At 61.5% G+C, this 17,550-nt stretch carries 14 protein-coding genes and 1 tRNA gene; 10 read left to right on the top strand and 5 right to left on the bottom strand.

Annotation, left to right across the window (positions count from 1 at the left end):
* Nucleotides 1–14: 14 nt before the first annotated feature.
* The 4 genes from ACT3TS_RS06055 to ACT3TS_RS06070 form a co-directional block, all read right to left on the bottom strand.
* Nucleotides 15–1,778, bottom strand: a complete 1,764-nt coding sequence (locus tag ACT3TS_RS06055) for a BCCT family transporter (RefSeq protein ID WP_444530589.1) — start codon at nucleotides 1,776–1,778, stop codon at nucleotides 15–17.
* Nucleotides 1,779–2,208: 430 nt separating this feature from the next.
* Nucleotides 2,209–3,891 (bottom strand): energy-dependent translational throttle protein EttA, encoded by a 1,683-nt coding sequence (gene ettA / locus ACT3TS_RS06060; RefSeq protein WP_444530590.1) that lies wholly within the window; start codon nucleotides 3,889–3,891, stop codon nucleotides 2,209–2,211.
* Nucleotides 3,892–4,039: 148 nt separating this feature from the next.
* Nucleotides 4,040–4,309: a DUF6993 domain-containing protein gene (locus ACT3TS_RS06065; RefSeq protein ID WP_444530591.1), complete on the bottom strand. Its 270-nt coding sequence runs from the start codon at nucleotides 4,307–4,309 to the stop codon at nucleotides 4,040–4,042.
* Nucleotides 4,310–4,597: 288 nt separating this feature from the next.
* On the bottom strand, nucleotides 4,598–5,245 hold the full coding sequence (locus tag ACT3TS_RS06070; RefSeq protein WP_444530592.1) for a single-stranded DNA-binding protein: 648 nt from the start codon (nucleotides 5,243–5,245) through the stop codon (nucleotides 4,598–4,600).
* Between the two features lie 185 nt (nucleotides 5,246–5,430).
* Here ACT3TS_RS06070 and ACT3TS_RS06075 point away from each other — a divergent pair.
* From ACT3TS_RS06075 to ACT3TS_RS06120, 10 genes are all read left to right on the top strand, one after another.
* Nucleotides 5,431–5,503: transfer RNA gene (locus tag ACT3TS_RS06075), tRNA-Arg, on the top strand.
* A gap of 483 nt (nucleotides 5,504–5,986) precedes the next feature.
* The gene (locus ACT3TS_RS06080) at nucleotides 5,987–7,156 is read left to right on the top strand and encodes an IS30 family transposase (protein ID WP_444530593.1); all 1,170 of its coding nucleotides are present in this window, start codon (nucleotides 5,987–5,989) and stop codon (nucleotides 7,154–7,156) included.
* A 104-nt stretch (nucleotides 7,157–7,260) separates the two neighbouring features.
* Nucleotides 7,261–7,659, top strand: a complete 399-nt coding sequence (locus ACT3TS_RS06085; protein WP_444530594.1) for a hypothetical protein — start codon at nucleotides 7,261–7,263, stop codon at nucleotides 7,657–7,659.
* A 457-nt stretch (nucleotides 7,660–8,116) separates the two neighbouring features.
* Nucleotides 8,117–9,247 (top strand): FecCD family ABC transporter permease, encoded by a 1,131-nt coding sequence (locus ACT3TS_RS06090; RefSeq protein ID WP_444530595.1) that lies wholly within the window; start codon nucleotides 8,117–8,119, stop codon nucleotides 9,245–9,247.
* Nucleotides 9,244–10,080 carry an ABC transporter ATP-binding protein gene (locus ACT3TS_RS06095; protein WP_444530596.1) on the top strand — a complete coding sequence of 279 codons (837 nt, stop codon included), beginning with the start codon at nucleotides 9,244–9,246 and terminating at the stop codon, nucleotides 10,078–10,080. Before ACT3TS_RS06090 ends, ACT3TS_RS06095 begins: the two co-directional genes overlap by 4 nt.
* Nucleotides 10,077–11,072 carry an ABC transporter substrate-binding protein gene (locus tag ACT3TS_RS06100; RefSeq protein WP_444530597.1) on the top strand — a complete coding sequence of 332 codons (996 nt, stop codon included), beginning with the start codon at nucleotides 10,077–10,079 and terminating at the stop codon, nucleotides 11,070–11,072. Before ACT3TS_RS06095 ends, ACT3TS_RS06100 begins: the two co-directional genes overlap by 4 nt.
* An 89-nt stretch (nucleotides 11,073–11,161) precedes the next feature.
* Nucleotides 11,162–12,940, top strand: coding sequence for an ATP-binding cassette domain-containing protein (locus ACT3TS_RS06105; protein WP_444530598.1), 1,779 nt, complete (start codon nucleotides 11,162–11,164; stop codon nucleotides 12,938–12,940).
* Nucleotides 12,937–14,688 carry an amino acid ABC transporter ATP-binding/permease protein gene (locus tag ACT3TS_RS06110; RefSeq protein WP_444530599.1) on the top strand — a complete coding sequence of 584 codons (1,752 nt, stop codon included), beginning with the start codon at nucleotides 12,937–12,939 and terminating at the stop codon, nucleotides 14,686–14,688. The genes ACT3TS_RS06105 and ACT3TS_RS06110 overlap by 4 nt, the downstream gene beginning before the upstream one ends.
* A gap of 1,129 nt (nucleotides 14,689–15,817) precedes the next feature.
* A complete protein-coding gene (locus tag ACT3TS_RS06115) occupies nucleotides 15,818–16,264 on the top strand; it encodes a Clp protease N-terminal domain-containing protein (RefSeq protein ID WP_444530600.1) in 447 nt (148 codons plus the stop codon).
* Nucleotides 16,265–16,504: 240 nt separating this feature from the next.
* Complete coding sequence (locus ACT3TS_RS06120; protein WP_444530601.1) at nucleotides 16,505–17,044, top strand: AAA family ATPase; 540 nt, start codon at nucleotides 16,505–16,507, stop codon at nucleotides 17,042–17,044.
* 108 nt (nucleotides 17,045–17,152) lie between these two features.
* Here ACT3TS_RS06120 and ACT3TS_RS06125 read toward each other — a convergent pair.
* A partial coding sequence (locus ACT3TS_RS06125) for a hypothetical protein (RefSeq protein ID WP_444530602.1) occupies nucleotides 17,153–17,550 on the bottom strand: 398 nt, incomplete at its 5' end.

Here is a 17,550-nt window from a genome sequence, read left to right on the forward strand (position 1 = left end):
CGGATCCGGAACTGCTACTCCGGTTCGGAGGGCGGAGCCTTGGAGGAAGAACCGACGGTTTCCGGTCCACCTGCGGCATCCGGGTCCTGCGGGTGGTGGCCGAACGGATCCATGTGTGTCCGCCGTTCTGCCGGCACACGCCGTCGCAGCATGGCGGTCAGCGCACGCAGGTTCAGCAGCGGGGAATCCTCGTTCGGGCCCTCGACTTCCAGCCCATAAAAGTCCCCAATGTGTTCGACGAAGGCCATGCGCCTGGCCTTCTCGTAGGCGCGGGATTCACGGGAGAAGGCCCGGTAGGTTGACCAGCAAATCAAGATCAGCACGATGCTGAACGGCAAGGCGATAATAATTGCAGCGGTCTTCAGTGCCTCCAAACCACCTGACAGCAACAGCGCGCTGGCCAACAATGCCGTGACCAAGGTAAAGAAGATGCGGATCCAATTCTTGGGTTCCACGTCTCCCCCACTGGCGATCATGCCCATCACCAGCGCGCCCGAGTCGGCAGAGGTCACAAAGAAGATCACGATCATGATGATCGCCCCGATGGTGAGCACCCCGCCGGCCGGAACCTGTGCCAACATCTCGAACAGGGCGCCGGCGGCATTGACCGTCCCGTCGGGGCCAACCAGACCACCCTTGCCCGACAGCTCGGAGTACAGTGCCGTACCGCCCAGCACGCTGAACCACAGCAGCGTGACGAGGGTGGGCACCAGGATGACTCCGGCGACGAATTGGCGTACCGTGCGGCCCTTGGAAATGCGGGCAATGAAGATGCCCACAAACGGGGCCCAAGAGATCCACCAGCCCCAGTAGAACGTGGTCCAGGTCGACTGCCAGGCCTCGCCCTCCGCACCGGAGAAGGCGCTGACGTTGAAGGCCATGCCCAGGAAGTTTTGCAGGTAATTGCCGGTGGACTGCACGAAGTTGCGCAGCAGGAACTGGGTGGGACCCACCACCAGCAGGAAGACCACGAAGATGCCGGCCAGGATGAGGTTGGTGTTCGAGAGCCATTTCATGCCCTTGCCCACGCCTGAAAGCACCGAGAACAAGACGAAGCAGGTGATCACCGAAATGATCACAATGTCGATGAACAAAGACGAGGTGATCAGCCCGGCACTTTCCAGTCCGGCGCTGATCTGCAACACACCCAGTCCCAGCGAGGTGGCCACGCCGAAGATCGTGCCCACCAGGGCGACGACGTCGATGAGGTTGCCCAGGCCGCCACGAACCCTCTTTCCGAACAGGGGTTCAAGCGTCCAACGGATCGATACCGGCCGGCCGCGACGGTGGATGGCGTATGCCAGCGCCAAACCGATGACCACGTAGATTGACCAGGCATGGACGCCCCAGTGCAGGAAGGTTTGTGAGAGCGCTTGCTCGGCGAGCTCGCCGGGGGTTCCTGTGGTGCCGGGCTTCGGTGAGGCGAAATGGGTCAAGGGTTCGCTGACCCCGTAGAACACCAGGCCGATGCCCATGCCCGCGGCGAACAACAGCGAAAACCACGAGCCCAGTGAGAATTCGGGAACGTCGTCGTCCTTGCCCAGCTTGATGTCGCCGAATTTGCCGAAGCCGACCCACAGGCAGAAGATCACCAGTGCGGTGGCCAGCAGCACGTAGTACCAGTTGAAATAGCCCACGATGGCACCTTGGATGCTGGCAAACAGCGCCTCGGCAGTCTCGGGGGCAATCATGGCGAACGATGCGAAAATTATGACAATCGATGCCGCTGGCCAGAAGACCCAGCGATGGACAGGAGGCTTGGATTTTGTCACTGACATCGTTCCAGCATAGGCGCATACACCCCGGAAAGATCGCGCTTCTGGCAACTTTCCAAGCGCAGCTGCGTGCAGACGGCACTTTCCTTGGACTGCTCGGCAAATCACGGGAACCTGCCCGGGCAGCCAGTCGCCTGACTGCCCCGTGTGGCAGCGCCACATGGCCTCTTCATCCGGGTCCAGCCCGCGCTGGTTCCGGCCCGCCGTCGGCAGGAGAGCTTTGCCACATACCGGGTCGATGCATGAACCCGCGTTGAATTTTCGTGGGTGCGGGCACAAGAAGCCCGAGGCCCTCCGCCAGCCTGGAACAGTCGCGTCGGCCGGCACCGACAGAAATGGCCGGCCCCGTTGAGGGACCGGCCATTTCTGTGCAACAGTTTGGTGCCCACATGGATTGTTCGCGATGAAGCCATCCAGTGGGTGTTGACTGTAGTTAGTCGCGTGTGAGGCGGCGGTGCGTGACACGGTGCGGACGTGCCGCATCGACGCCGAGGCGCTCCACCTTGTTTTCCTCGTAGGCATCAAAGTTGCCTTCGAACCAGTGCCAGTTGGCAGGGTTCTCATCCGTGCCTTCGTAGGCGAGGATGTGGGTGGCAATCCGGTCGAGGAACCAACGGTCGTGAGACACCACGACGGCGCAACCGGGGAATTCCAGCAGCGCATTTTCCAGGCTGCTGAGCGTTTCCACGTCAAGGTCGTTTGTGGGCTCATCCAACAGCAGCAGGTTTCCACCCTGTTTGAGGGTCAACGCCAGGTTCAAGCGGTTGCGCTCACCACCGGAGAGCACACCTGCCTTCTTCTGCTGGTCCGGGCCCTTGAAGCCGAAGGCGGCAACATAGGCGCGGGAAGGCATCTCCACCTGGCCGACCTGGATGAAGTCCAGGCCGTCGGAAACCACTTCCCACAATGTCTTGTCCGGGTCGATGCCGCCGCGGCTCTGGTCAGCATAGGAGATCTTGACCGAGTCACCCACCTTGAGGTTGCCGCCGTCGAGCTCTTCCAAGCCAACGATGGTTTTGAACAGCGTGGACTTGCCGACACCGTTCGGGCCGATGACACCGACGATGCCGTTGCGGGGCAGCGTGAAGCTCAGGCCGTCGATGAGGACGCGGTCGCCATAGCCCTTCTTGAGCTTCTCGGCTTCCAGCACGATGCCGCCCAGGCGCGGGCCCGGCGGAATCTGGATTTCTTCGAAGTCGAGCTTGCGCGTGCGGTCCGCTTCGGCAGCCATTTCTTCGTAGCGGGCCAGACGGGCCTTGGACTTGGTCTGGCGGCCCTTGGCGTTGGAGCGCACCCACTCGAGTTCCTCGGTGAGACGCTTGGCCTGCTTGGCGTCCTTCTTGCCCTGAACTTCAAGGCGGGCGCGCTTCTTTTCCAGGTAAGTGGAGTAGTTGCCCTCGTACGGGTACAGGTGGCCGCGGTCGACTTCAGCGATCCACTCGGCCACGTGGTCCAGGAAGTACCTATCGTGGGTCACGGCGAGGACGGCACCGGCGTAGCTCTTCAGGTGCTGTTCCAGCCAGTTCACGGACTCGGCGTCCAAGTGGTTGGTGGGCTCATCGAGGAGCAGCAGGTCCGGCTTCTGCAACAGCAGCTTGCACAAGGCCACGCGGCGGCGCTCACCACCGGAAAGGGTTGTGACGTCTGAGTCGCCCGGGGGGCACTGAAGTGCGTCCATGGCCTGTTCCAGCTGCGAGTCAATGTCCCAGGCGTCGGCCGTATCAATGGCTTCCTGCAACTTGCCCATCTCTTCAAGGAGGGTGTCGAAGTCAACGTCGGGGCTGGACATTTCCTCGGAGATCTCGTTGTAACGGGTGATCTTTGCATAGATCTCGCCAACGCCTTCCTGGACATTGCCCAGAACGGTCTTTTCCTCGTTCAGCGGCGGCTCCTGGAGCAAAATGCCCACTGTGTAGCCGGGGCTCAAGCGAGCTTCACCGTTGGAAGGGATATCCAAGCCAGCCATGATCTTCAGGATGGTGGACTTGCCGGCACCATTGGGTCCGACGACACCAATCTTGGCGCCCGGATAGAAAGACATGCTTACGTTGTCAAGAATGAGTTTTTCGCCAACAGCCTTGCGGGCATTGGACATCGTATAAATAAATTCCGCCATACCCCCAAGGTTAGTGGGTGCAGGCATATAACTCACATTCGCTACGGCGCAGGTGGTCAACGTGGCATTGTCTACGCTCTACGAACCGCTTTAGACGGACGCACGGAGTCTGATCGGTAGCGTCCGGAATGACCCGCGCCGGTGGGGACTAGTGGGTGCTTCCAACAAAACAAAGTCCTGACGCCAGAACCGGAAGAATCGTCACAGTGACGTGACCGTCGCGCACTTGCCCAATCACACATTCGTCCTCCACCGGAGTTGCCGCCTCAATGGCGTCAACGGCGAGGCCTGTGGGCGTGATGTCAAGGGAGAGTTCCACCTTTTCCTCGACCGCTCCGGCCTTGACCATGGCCGCCATCATTTGCTCGCGGTTGGGCGCCTTGCTACTGGTAGCAAGCGTAGTGAGTGACTCCTTCACCTTTCCGGAGAATTCTTGGGCGGCAGACTGGGGTTCCGGTGGCTTTGCCTCCGCCTCTTCCCCATCCTGGCCAGGAGCTGCTCCTGTGCCTGTCTGCGTAGAATCTGAATTCTGCATACCGCTGGGCAGGAATGAACAACCGCCCAAGGCCATGGAGGCAGCCAAAAGGACAGTCACTCCCACAACATGCGCCTTGGTACGGCGATGGGATGGTTGGTGGCGGGATGTCATCTTTTCCAAAGTCACCCCGCCATTCTGTCACGAGCGTCCGTGCATATGGCCCCAGCCCTAGAAGGGCGCGGCTGCTTTGACAATCTCTCCCGTTTCAAGGTCAGCCTGTTCCCCATCCTCGAGTCCGTCCTCATCGTGCCCGCCACCGTCGCCCTTGGCTGCTGCCTGGTCGTCATCTTCGGTCATGTCGTCATCGTCGTATGTTTCGCCCTCTCCGTTATGGCCAGCCAAATCCGCCGGCCCGCCAGCAGGAATTTCACGGGCATCCGGCACCGCAGACAAGTGCCCTCCTGCGGAGGAAGATTCGGCGTCGTTCGAGGCATTGCGCTGCCCAGCCGGGCGCGCACTGATCATGCGGCTGTAATGTGCCACGCCGAACTGGAGGTCGGGACCGATACTGTCTGCGTCGATTTCAACGCCAGTGCCCGGGGTGCCGTCCTTGCGAAGGTATGAAGTCACACGGAGCTTGCCCACCACAAGGATGCGGTCGCCCTTGTGAATGCTAATCATGGCGTTCGACGCCAAGGCCCGAAACGCGGTGACGCGGAACCAGTTGGTCTCACCGTCAACCCACTGGTTCGTGATCGGGTCCAACCGGCGCATGTTGGAGCCCATGCGGAACTTGCCGATGACCAAACCGGTCTCGGTGGTGCTCATTTCAATTTCAGAGCTGACAAAGCCCCTGAGGCTGATGTGGTTTGCCATTTCCATACCTTTCGATGGGCCGCAGCTGCGGCTGTTGATGCCTGGCTTCAAGACAACGCCTCTCAAGAGCCCGCAACCAGAGGCAAAGCCCGGAATGTGGGCTACGGCAGGACCAGGTGGGCCTGTGGAGGAAGAGATCCTCGAATAAACCTGATAATTTAGATGCGGCCCTTGATTGGGTCAACGCCTCGGTAGCTCAGCGGATAGAGCAGGAGCCTTCTAATCTCTTGGCCGCCGGTTCGAGTCCGGCCCGGGGCACAAAAAGGGCCTCTGACCTGCGGTTTTATTCTTTTGGCCGGGTGCGCCGAGGGGCCAAATCACGCTTTACTCACGTTATTGAACGAAAAGTTGATCACGTTTTTGACATTTTTCGGGGTCTATTTCGACTCCACTTGAGGTCACTTTTTTCACTCGGCGCGCATAAAATTGGCGGAAGTTCGCGGTTTTTTCAGTCCCTGGTGGATTGAAGCCGTAGCTGCCAAATATTGGCCCTCCGATCGTCCAACTCACGGCACTGACGACCATCGGTTAGCCAAGAACGTCCCTCGAGACTGCAATCAAACCGGCGTGGCAGATTCGATCTTCCAGCTCACACAATTCGACAGTTTTGCCGTGAACCACCAGCCCAACGGTCGGCTGCGGCAGATCCATTCCAACTCGGTTGGCTTCCAGCCAGCCAGACACCAAACCCGTCCCGTAAGAGGAACCTTGGGTTCTTGCGGTGATTGCAACACTTAGTGAATGAGTGTTGATATGGCGAAGTATTCAATCCTTTTCCGGCCGGATCTATTGCAGGTCTTTTGGGCAGGGATGCAGGCAGGTGATTTCATCACTGATGCCGTGATTCCCATCCATACCAGTAGGCGTACAGGGCGCACTGTCTTGGCCGCTGCCGGTGGCGTCCGACCTCGCCGAGGCAGGAATTTGAAGGGCCGGTGCTTAACGTTCGCTCAACGTGAAGAGATCGCGATTCTCTACGCTCAGGGCCAGTCCTTGAGAGCGATCGGGGAGGTTATTGGCCGGTCGGCTTCGACGGTCTCGAGGGAGTTGCGACGCAACACGAAACCCGGCACCGCCTATCGGGCAACCTCGGCTCATATGCTCGCCTATGAGCGTGCCAGCCGGCCGAAACCGGCCAAACTCCACACGAACATAGCCCTGCGTACAGTAGTGGAAGAGGACCTTTCCAAGAAGTATTCACCGGAACAAATCGCAGGACGACTGCGCGTCCAGTTCCCCGACCAGGAGGAGATGCGGGTGTCACCGGAGACTATTTACCAGTCCCTGTACGTCCAGTCGAGGGGCGCCTTGAATCGGGATCTGGCCGCGTGTTTACGCACCGGGCGGGCCGTGCGGCGCCCCTCTCGCAAGGCTGGGCAGCGTAAGAATCGGATCCCGGGAATGATCAATATTTCCCAGCGCCCACCCGAGGTAGAGGACCGTGCCGTGCCAGGGCATTGGGAGGGGGATTTGATTATTGGCAAGGGTAACCAGACCGCTATTGGGACCCTCGTGGAGCGGACTACCAACTACACGATGCTCGTTCACCTACCCGATGGCTACAAAGCCGAGCAAATGCGTGAGGCGTTGACCGCGAAGATCAAAACACTCCCGCAGGCACTGCGGCATTCCCTGACGTGGGATCAAGGCATCGAAATGCAGGACTGGAAAACGGTGAAGATGGATACCGGCATCGACATCTACTTTTGCGACCCGCATTCGCCCTGGCAACGCGGTATCAACGAGAACACCAATGGACTGCTGCGCCAGTATTTCCCCAAAGGCACCGATTTGAGCATCCACAGTGCCCAGGATCTTGACTGGGTCGCCGCCGAACTCAACGACAGACCACGCAAACGACTAGAGTTCAAGAAACCGATCGAACTGATCGAACCCCTCCTGTTGCAATAACCGCCAGAATCCGCCGAACCGCAACTGGAACTTCGAGAATTGCAGCGCGGCTGATCGCGCGTCGCAACGCCAGGAAGCGAGGACTACAGTGCCATACTGGCGAGATGCCCAACGATTACTGGCCTCTCGCGCAATTGAAGCTTGCAACCAGTCGATTGGAACTCCGTGTTCCAAACGATGAGGAGCTATCCGAGCTCGCCCGAGTCGCGGCCAGCGGCGTACACGAGCTTGGCGAGCAACCCTTCTTGACTCCGTGGACGGATCTGCCTCCTCGTGAGCGGGCACTGCATGTGATGCAGCAGCATTGGAACCGCAGGGGTGCCTGGCGCGTTGAAGACTGGGCATTGGAAATGGGCGTATTCCGAGGAGAACAACCGGTAGGCATAGTCACGCTGAAGGCACGCAATTTTCCGGTATTACGTGAAGTGGAAACCGAGTCGTGGCTTGGCCTCAAATTTCACCGACAGGGTATCTCGGTACCGAGGCCCGAACGGCATTGCTGAGTCTTGCATTTGAGGGGCTGGGGGCCGTCACTGCGCTGACCGAGGTATTCCAAGACAACCTTGGTTCGCAAGGCGTTTCCCGTAGGCTCGGCTATCGTCACGATGGCATCTCGCGGGACGTCCTGGCGGGGCGGGTTGTAGTCTCGGACCGTCTGCGTCTCGATGTTTCAGATTGGGAGCCGACCGATCCCACCGAACTGGTAATTGCGGGGCTTGCGAAAGCCCTTCCATTCTTCAGCGATTAGGCGGATTTATCGCACCTTTGATGAATTGGCCCGGTCGATCAATCCGATCGTTTCTGGGTGGATGCAGCACTACGGGAGCCTTTATCCCTTGGCGCTGTATCCCCTCCGGCCACCCGACCCATGACCTCCATTCACTCCGGGACCGCTGACCGGGCTGCGGGCGCATAATCCTGTTAATGCAAATGATTCTCATTTAAGATAGTCTCTGTCCTGTGAATGAATCCCTTGCTCCCCCTTCCCCGGCAGCGTACGACGCTGCGCCCACAGCTCCCCCAGTTTCCAAGGAAGCCCGGAAACCACGGAACCCCCGGCAGTTGGTGGGCCCGTTGCTCATCGTCGGTATTGCCGTGATCCTTCTGGTTTCTGCCAGCACAGGACCCCTGTCGACCAGCCTGCGAGAGTCGTGGATGATCATTGTGGGACATTTGCTGCCGGGCATGGCGTGGATGAATGACGGCTCCATCACCGTTTCCCAAGACCAGGCAGTCTGGAATTTTCGCCTGCCGCGTGCCCTGTTGGCCGGCACTGCCGGTGCCAGCCTGGCGTTGGCCGGCGCCCTGCTGCAAACCAACGTCCGCAATCCGCTGGCCGAACCCTATATCCTGGGCGTCTCTGCCGGCGCGGGGGTCGGCGCAGTGCTGGCCATCGTCACCGGTTCCACTGCCGTGGCCGGACTCAGCCTGAACGCCGCTGCCTTTGTTGGCGCCACGGGGGCAACGGTGCTGGTTTACCTGCTGGCCAAGCAGGGAGGGCTGATAGCCCCGTCCCGGCTGATTCTGGCCGGAGTGGCCCTGGGTTCACTTCTGGCCGCGATCACCAACTTCCTCACCATCACCACGGAAGCGCAGAACGTATACAGCGTCTTGTTCTTCCTGCTCGGCAGCGTCTCCGCCGCGACCTACCCGCAGCTGATCCTGCCGGGGCTCAGCCTGATTCTGGTGGCCGTGTACGCAATGTCCCGCTCGCGTGCCCTGAACGCCATGCTGGCCGGGGACGAAACAGCCACGGCGCTGGGCGTGAACGTCCCGGCCATGCGCCGGACCCTGTTGCTGGCCACCGCACTGTTGACAGCCACCACAGTGGCGGTGTGCGGCGGCATCGGCTTCGTGGGACTGGTGGTGCCGCACGCGGCCCGCATGGTCGTGGGCTCGGACCACCGCCGGATGCTGCCGCTGACCATCGTGGGCGGTGCGTTCTTTTTGATGCTCGCCGATCTGCTGGCCCGCACCGTGGTCCAGCCGACGGAGATCCCCATCGGCATCCTGACCGCCGTCGTCGGAGCCCCCTTCTTCCTCTGGCTGCTGCGCACCAGCGGAGCCCGCGCGGCAGGAGTAAACCAGTGAACGTCTCCTATGAAAACGTCGGCATCACCCTCGAGGGAACCCGCATTGTCCACGGCGTCACCATGGAGGTGCCCAGCGGCTCGGTGCTGGGCCTGCTCGGTCCCAACGGCAGTGGCAAATCAACACTGTTGCGAGCCCTCTATTTGGCCCACAAACCCACATCCGGGGTGGTCCGCGTGGATGGCAGGGATGTGCGCACCCTCAATGGTCGCGAACTGGCCCGCAGGATCGCCGTCATGGCCCAGGAATCCAACCACGAATTCCCCATCACCGTCCATGAGATGGTGATGCTGGGCCGGGTCCCGCACCAACGCGGCTTCGGTGCCGACTCCGCCCAAGACCGGGAGCTGGTTGATTCGGCACTGCTCGAGGTTGGGGCCCTGCACCTGGCAAAACGCTACATTTCCGGCCTCTCCGGTGGCGAAAAGCAAAGGGTGCTGCTCGCCCGCACACTGGTGCAGGAAGCCCCTGTGCTCATTCTGGATGAACCCACCAACCATCTGGACATTGCCTTCCAGCTCGAGCTCATGGCCCTGGCCACGAACCGCGGGCTGACGGTGCTGGCCGCCCTGCACGACATGAACCTGGCCACGGAATTCTGCGACCACGTCGCGCTGCTGCGCGCCGGGGAACTCACAGCATTCGGCCGCCCGCACGAGGTCCTCAATGAAAGCAGCATCCGCACCACCTTCGGAGTGGAGGCACGAAAGCTCGTTCACCCGATCACCGAGCAGCCGTTGATCGCCATTGCCCGTCTCGGCTCACCCACGGCTCCGGCACCTCAAAGCTTGGCAATCGAATTTGAAACTGAACTAATTAAGGGAAAAGCATGATCAAGAAAAATCTGCTCCTGGCCTCCGGCCTGCTACTGGGCGGAACACTGCTGACCGGTTGCGGCCAGGCCGTGTCCACCGCCGCGCCGGCCGCATCCGCCAGCACCGCAACCACCATCGAGAACTGCGGCCGCACCCTTTCCTTCGGTGCCGCACCGCAGCGCACCGTGGCCATGACGCCGGGACAGTCCGAACTGCTGGTGCGGCTGGGCCAGGCCGACAAGGTGGTGGCCGAGGCACAGAGCAAGGACCAAGAGCTGATGCCGGAACTGGCGGCCTCCGGCACGGTCCAGCAACTCAGCCAACAGGGCCCGCCCTCGCGTGAAGTCCTCCTGGGCGTGGGGCCGGATCTGGTCTACTCCCCCACCGGGTACGAGTTCACCGCCGAACAGGGATTCGCCAGCATCGAGCAGCTCAAGGCGGCCGGCGCCGAGTCCTACATCGCCACAGCCGGGTGCATGGAGCGCAGGGGCAGCGCCGAGGTGAAGGACCTGCTGGTGGACATCGAAAACATGGGTGCCATCTTTGGCGCCACCGGGGAGGCCGAGAAATTGGGCGCAGAGGCTGCGGCCGCCTTGACCGGCATCGAGCAGAAGGTTTCGGGCCTGGCGAAGCCAACAGTCGCCGAACTCTTCGTGGAGGGAAATACCATTTCCGCCATTGGGGCCGGCATTGAATACAACATGATCGAGATGGCCGGCGGCAACAATGTCTTCAGCCCCGAGGACAAGGCGTTCGCGCAATTCTTCTCGGCCATCATTTCCCCGGAGACGCTCGTCGAGAAGAACCCGGAGGTCATAGTGTTCACCACCCTCGACGAGGCCCACGAGCAGGCAACACTGGACTACCTGCGTGAGAAGTTCCCGCAGGTCTCCGCCGTGCAGAACAACCGCCTGCTGGCCATTGACTCCGATGCCGTCATGCCCGGGACCTGGGGCAACATCAGGGCCGTGGAGCAGATAGCCCAGGCACTGCATCCCGAAGCCTTCTAGCGCCCACCTGTAAACGAAGGCCGCCGCAAAGGAGCCCGCTCCCGCCCGGCGGCCTTCCTTGCGTGCGGAGACAATCGAAAGGAAAACCTGTGTTGGTCAACAAGCGCCTGACGGGCCTGGCCCGGGGCCACCGGGCAACACTGAACACGCTCACCGCCGTCCTCTGCCTGTGCACCGCCACCTACTGGCTGCAGGCCTGGTTTCTGGCCCAGGCACTGGCCGGGCTGGTGCCGGGAACCGGCCAAGGCGGCGCGGAACAACACCTTGCGGCGCACCTGGCCGGGAACCTGCTGGCGGTGCTCGGCTGCGGACTGGCCCGCGGGGCGCTCCAGCAAGTCCACGCAAGGCTGGCGTGCACCCTCGGCACCGCCGTGCGGCTGGACCTGCGGGCCTCACTGGCCGCCGCCCTGCTGAAACCCGAACGCCTGCGCGACACCTCCGAACGCGGGGGCGCCCGCCGGCTGGCCCTGAGCGAGGGCGCCGACGGAGTGGACAGCTACGTCACCGCCTACATTCCCCACGCACTTCAGCTGTATATCGTGTGCCCGATCCTGCTGGCCGCGATGGCCGTTCTGAATCCCCTCCTCGCCGCCGCACTGCTGCTGGCCGTTGTGGTGGCCGTTGGCGCTCCCCGGCTGTGGGGCAAACTTCTGGCCCGCCGCAGCAGCAGGCATTGGGACTCCTATGAAGCCCTCAGTGCAGATTTCCTCGAAGCGCTGCAGGGCATGCGCACCCTGAAAATCCTCGACGCCGTCCCCCTGTTCCGGGCCCGGCTCAAGGAGCGCTCCGATGCGCTGCACCAGGCCACCGTGGCCACCATGAGGGTCTCGCTGGCCGACACCGCACTTGCCGACCTAGGCATCCAGGCCGGCCTGCTCGCCGCCGCAGCGTTCGCAGCCTTGGGTGCGCTCGGCGCCCTGCCCGCGGGCCCCGGATTGATCACGGGCCCCGGAACGGACACGGCACTGGTCTTCTTCACCCTCATCCTGGCTTCGGAGCTCTTCCGGCCCGTCCGGGATTTGGCCCGCCAGTGGCATGCCGGCTACCTGGGCATCTCCGCCTTGGGCAGCATCGATGCCGCGATCGGGTCCGGGGACCAGCCGGCCCTTCCAACCACGTATGACGGCGGCACCCACCCCCGCGTCCGGCCAGACGCGGCGGACCCCACCGACCGCGAACAAGCGCGAGGCGGAATGCTCACCTTGGATGATGTTTCCTTCCGCTACGATCCCGGCTCCCGGTGGGTCCTTCGCCATGCCACCGCCCAGATCAGCCGGGGCGGCATCACGGCGCTGGCCGGTCCCACCGGGGCCGGGAAAAGCACCCTGTTCGACATCATGCTGGGCCTGCTGCCGGCCGAAGGTCAATGTCTTCTGGACGGGCGCGTTCTGGAACCGGCGGATGTCAGTGTTGTCTCCCAGCGCAGTTACCTGTTTCCGGGCACCATCCGCGCCAACCTGGCAGCTGTCAAGCCCACTGCCGGAAACGCGGACATGCTCCACGCCCTGCACCAGGCCGGGCTGACCTCCGAGCTTGATTCGTGGCCACAGGGTCTGGACACTGTCCTGTCCGAAGCCGGACACTCGGTGTCTGGGGGCCAGCTGCAGCGGCTGGCCATAGCCCGCGCCATCCTCGCGGACCGGCCAGTGCTCCTGCTGGATGAGCCCACCTCGGCACTGAATCCGGCCTTGGCCGCCGAGCTCATGGATTCACTGCGCGCCCAGGCCCAGGAACGCATTGTGCTGATGATTGCCCACCGGCCCGAGGCCTTGGCAGCCGCCGACACGGTGCTGCAGCTGCGGGACGGGGCACTGTATGCAGGTGTACAGCCTGAACCGACCCCGATCACATCCCCGGAGGGACCATGAACCAGAACCAGTACGACGCTGACAGGCGGCAATCCCATCCGCTGTGGGGCCTGGTTCCACAGCTGGCCGGGCAATGGCCGGCCATGGCTTGGACCGGGCTGGTTGGCCTAGCCAACAATCTGGCACTGGTGTTTCTCGCCGTCACAGGTTCCTATGTAGTGTCCCTGGCCCTGTTCAGGCAGGAGGCCGCCGCCCCGTTCTGGTGGATGGCCGGTGCGGCCGCCGTGCTGCTGCGCGCCGTGCTCACCTGGCACGAGATGGACCTCTCGCACTCGATTGCCTACCGGGTGCTTGCGGCCCTGCGCATAGGCCTCTTCGACGGATTCTCCCGTGGCGTGCCCGCCCGCCGGCCCGGACAACACACAGGACGGCTGGCAGCCACGGCCATGGGAGACGTGGAAAAGCTGGAGTTCTTTTACGCCCACACACTCGCCCAGCTGGCCGGTGCCGCGGTGCTGCTGCTCGGCGGCACCGCGGCGCTGTACCGGATCGGTCCGTCGCTGGCAGTTTGCTTCGTGGTGGGATGCGCGGCACTGGTGCTGCTCACCCTGCCCTGGCTGCGGAGAAGTGCCGCGCTGGGCCAGGAGCTGCAACGGGCCAAGGCCGAGCTCTCGGCCTTGGCGGTGGACCTGCTCTCCGGATCCCGGGAAATCCTCGGCTTCGGGCTGCAGAACCAGGTGCAACTCCAGCTTGCCGACGCCACCCGTACCGTCACCGGCCTGGAACGGAGCCTCAAGGTCCGTGAGGCAGCGGCGTCAAGTCTGCGCGAGGTGTGCTCCCTGGGAATCCTGGTGGTCGTGTTCCTGGCCGCATGGAACCAGCCCGGACTCGAGCTGGTGTGGATCCCGGCCTTGATCGCCGGAGCCCTCACGCTCGTGGCACCCCTGATGGAGGCGGTTGCCGTGCTGACCCAGTTGCAACCGCACCGTGCCAGCGCCCGCAGGGTGCTTCAGGGCATCACCATGGTCGAGGAAAACACAGTGCCTGCGCACCAGATTCCTTTTTCACCCGCTGGGCCGCTGGGGGTTCGTGTCAACGGCGCCTCCTTCAGCTATGCGGGAGGCGTTTCGGCGTTGGATTCGACTTGGCTGAGCGTTACCCCGGGAGAGCATCTGGGCATCGCAGGGCGTTCCGGGGCAGGGAAATCCACCCTGGCCCGCCTACTGGCGCGGCTCTGGGCACCGGAAGCCGGAACCATCGAGCTGTTCACCGCGGACGGTGAATCCGTAGATGCCTGGGCCGTGGACAAGGGCGTTTTCCGGACACTCGTCACACTGGTGGAGCAGGACACCACAATCTTTCACGGTTCACTTCTTCAGAACATGCAGCTGGCCATGCCGGCTGCCTCCGAAGAACAGGCCGCCGCGGCCCTGGAACAAGCCGGGCTGCCGCTGGATCCCGAACGCTGGCCCTCCGGGGTGCACACAGTCGTCGGCGAAGACGGCACCAGGCTCTCGGGAGGGGAACGGGCACGCATCGCACTGGCCCGCGCCCTGCTGTTGCGGCCCCGGGTGCTCATCCTGGACGAGACTACGGCAAGCCTGGATGCAGCGACGGAAGGGATACTGCTGGATGCGGTGGCGGCCCTGTCCGGCGAAACCACTGTGATAACCATTTCGCACCGTGAATCCACACTGGCTCGCTGTGACCGCCGGGTGGATCTTGAATCGCTGCATACGGCACCACAGGCCATGGCGATCACTCGTTCATCGGGACAGCATCCTTTCTATCGATACGAAACGATCTGAGTTGAAATCAGGGCTATCACCGGCCGACGTAGCCTGTCTGTGTCCCTCCTGCAAAGCCTGCTAGTTCCAATGGCGTGAAGTCAAGCCCCCAGGGTCAACCCCCGAGGGTAAACCGCGACCCACTAACCGTTCGCAATTTGGCTTTCAGAATTGATCCCAATTTGGGCTGAAAGGGTTGGCCTGATGGAGGCAAACGGTCCCCAAATCATGGCAAAAGACGCTCCACTCCCCCGACAAAAAGTCAACAAACAGCATTTTTATCGCCGATCTTGGCCGCTAGTCAGGCGGGACCGACACCACGCCTTGAACAACGCGAACCGTTGACACACGACGCCAGTCGTTTCACACCAGGTGACATGCCACCAGCCATGCCGATGAACCTGCAAACGGTCATCAAACAGCAGCACCGGAGCAGTGATGCAGGGCCCCGTCACGTTTTACTCACGTTTTTCAACGAAAACCAACAACAATTGCTGGCATGTCAAGGGGCACTGTTGTCCCGCACTCCCCCGAAAATTGGCGGTTTTCAGCGTTGAATGGCAACGATTGGCATGAGAGTCCTGGGTTTCTCTTGGTCGTGGGTTCAATTCCCGCCCGGGGCACAAAAGGGCCTCTGACCTGCGTTTTTACTGTTTCAGCCGGGTGCACCAACGGGTCAAATCACGTTCTACTCACGTTTTTGAACGAAAAGTTGCTCACGTTTTTGGCCTTTACAGGGCCAGTTAAGACGCCGGTTGACGTCACGTTTTTCAACTATTGGGCGGGAAATCCGCGGAAATCCGCGGTTTTCCCGATCAGATACGACGTCAAGCCGTGAGCACCGACTATTCGCCCTCCGATCGTCCTACTCTCGGCACTGAGCACCATCGGTGAGCCAAGAACTCCCTGTGAGAATGCAAGCAGCCCGGCGCGACAGATTTGATCTTCCAGCTCACGTAATTCGGCAATACCGCCATGAACCACCAGCCCAACGATGGGCTGGAGCAGGAGCATTCCAACACGATTGCTTCCGGCCGGCCAGACTCCCAGCTCGTCCCGTAAGGGGAACGTCTACCGGGACGTGCAGCCTTCCGCGCATCGGGAGGCGCGCCCGTGGTGCTGACGCGCCGCGAAGTCTACAGTTAGGGGCATGGGCGGTTCGAAGTTTTCTGGGAACTACACCGACAGGGCTCGTCGGGTGGTGGTCCTGGCTCAGGAAGAGTCAAGGTGGATGATGAATGACTCGTACATCGGTCCCGAGCATTTACTATTGGGGCTTTTGCACGCTGAACCGGACGCGGTGCAGACGGCGCTGGGGGTCTGGCCTGAGGAGGTGCGTGTTGCGATAGTGCGTTTCGCCTCCCCTGGTCCGCCAGACACCTCAGAAGAGTTGCCGTTCACCCGCGGGGCTCTGGACGCCCTCAAAGCGGCACAACGCACCGCGCGGGAGCATCATTGCGATCACGTCGGGATCAAGCACCTATTGTTCGGGGTGCTGAGTGTCCATCGCGACCGCCTGGATCGGGCGCTGGACGCTGCGGGTGTGGATCGAGAAAGTGCACAAACACGGGTAATGGCGGCGCTTACGCAGGGGTGATCGACTGGTCAGATCGGGTCAACAGGAAGAGATCGCCCGCCTACGTCCGGCTGACCTGATCAAGATGAGCCCCCGATGTCGTTTTCAGAAGTCGTCTGCACAAATTTCAGTTCTCGTCTCCACAACATTGGTGCGACCGTAAGCGGAAGGTTGTGCGGGACATGGAACCCGAGTATGCCCAGATCTGTGGGTCCCAGTGATTAGAGCCACATCTGGCGGACATAATTGGGTGACGTACTAGTGAATCCAAAGGTTGGGGTCAATGTCATGGCAGGTAGTGATGAATCGCGCCTCATTATCGTCAGAGGTAATTCAGGTAGCGGCAAATCTTCATTGGCGCGGGCTGTCCGCAAGGTCAAGCCCCGCGAGGTTGCCATCGTTGGTCAAGATGTTTTGAGGCGCCAAGTCCTTCACGTCAGAGATGAACCGGAAAATGCTGCCGTTGGACTCATAGACCTCACTGCCCGATACGCTCTCGCGCAAGGATTCCATGTAGTTGTTGAGGGTATTCTCAAGGAATCGATCTATGGATCGATGCTCCGTACCTTGGCCTCTGATCATCAGGGACGAAGCTTCTCGTACCGATACGATCTGACTTTTGACGAGACGCTCCGGCGGCACTTAACCAAGGACGTTTCTGACCGTTTCGGCGCGACGGAGATGCGGCAGTGGTGGATTGACCAGGACACATTGTCGGGGATCGATGAGACCGTTTTTGACGCTGAAGTGTCGCTCGGTGAAGCCACTCGACGTATCGCCAGTGACTGCCACTGGTTCTAGTGCACACCAAGTGTCTAACGCTGGGAGCCGAGCCCGTAGGCGAACGCCTTGCGGGCCAGAGGGCGCCGCTGTGTGATTGGGCGAAGGAGCCATTGAAGGATACGGAATTCATTCCACGCTGTTGGCTCGGGCGTAGGCTTCCACTTCGGCGAAGGAACGTTCGTCCTGAATTCCGATTGTGAGTGCGCTGCGGCTGTCGTTGTAGGTGATATCAATGTCTATGTCGTTGACGTGCCACATCTTCCGCAGGCCTTTCTGTCCGTGCCATGGAATGGTTGGCTCGCCGTGGAGGTCTGTCAGTTGACTGAGAATGGCGTCGAAGCACTGGGTTGCTTGGGGGTCTGGCGGCGCTGAATCCAGTCGGATCTGTAAATGTATTGATTCTATGAGTCCGTCAAGTTCTCGCGAAGTGGCGAAGAGGGGAGGGCCGTCGTCACTTGTTTCTAGGTGAAAATGATCCGCGATGTCACGAGAATCGTTAGTGCTCGCCGGAAACTTCTTTCCGT

This window comes from Specibacter sp. AOP5-B1-6, from assembly GCF_052376555.1.
GTDB lineage: Bacteria > Actinomycetota > Actinomycetes > Actinomycetales > Micrococcaceae > Specibacter.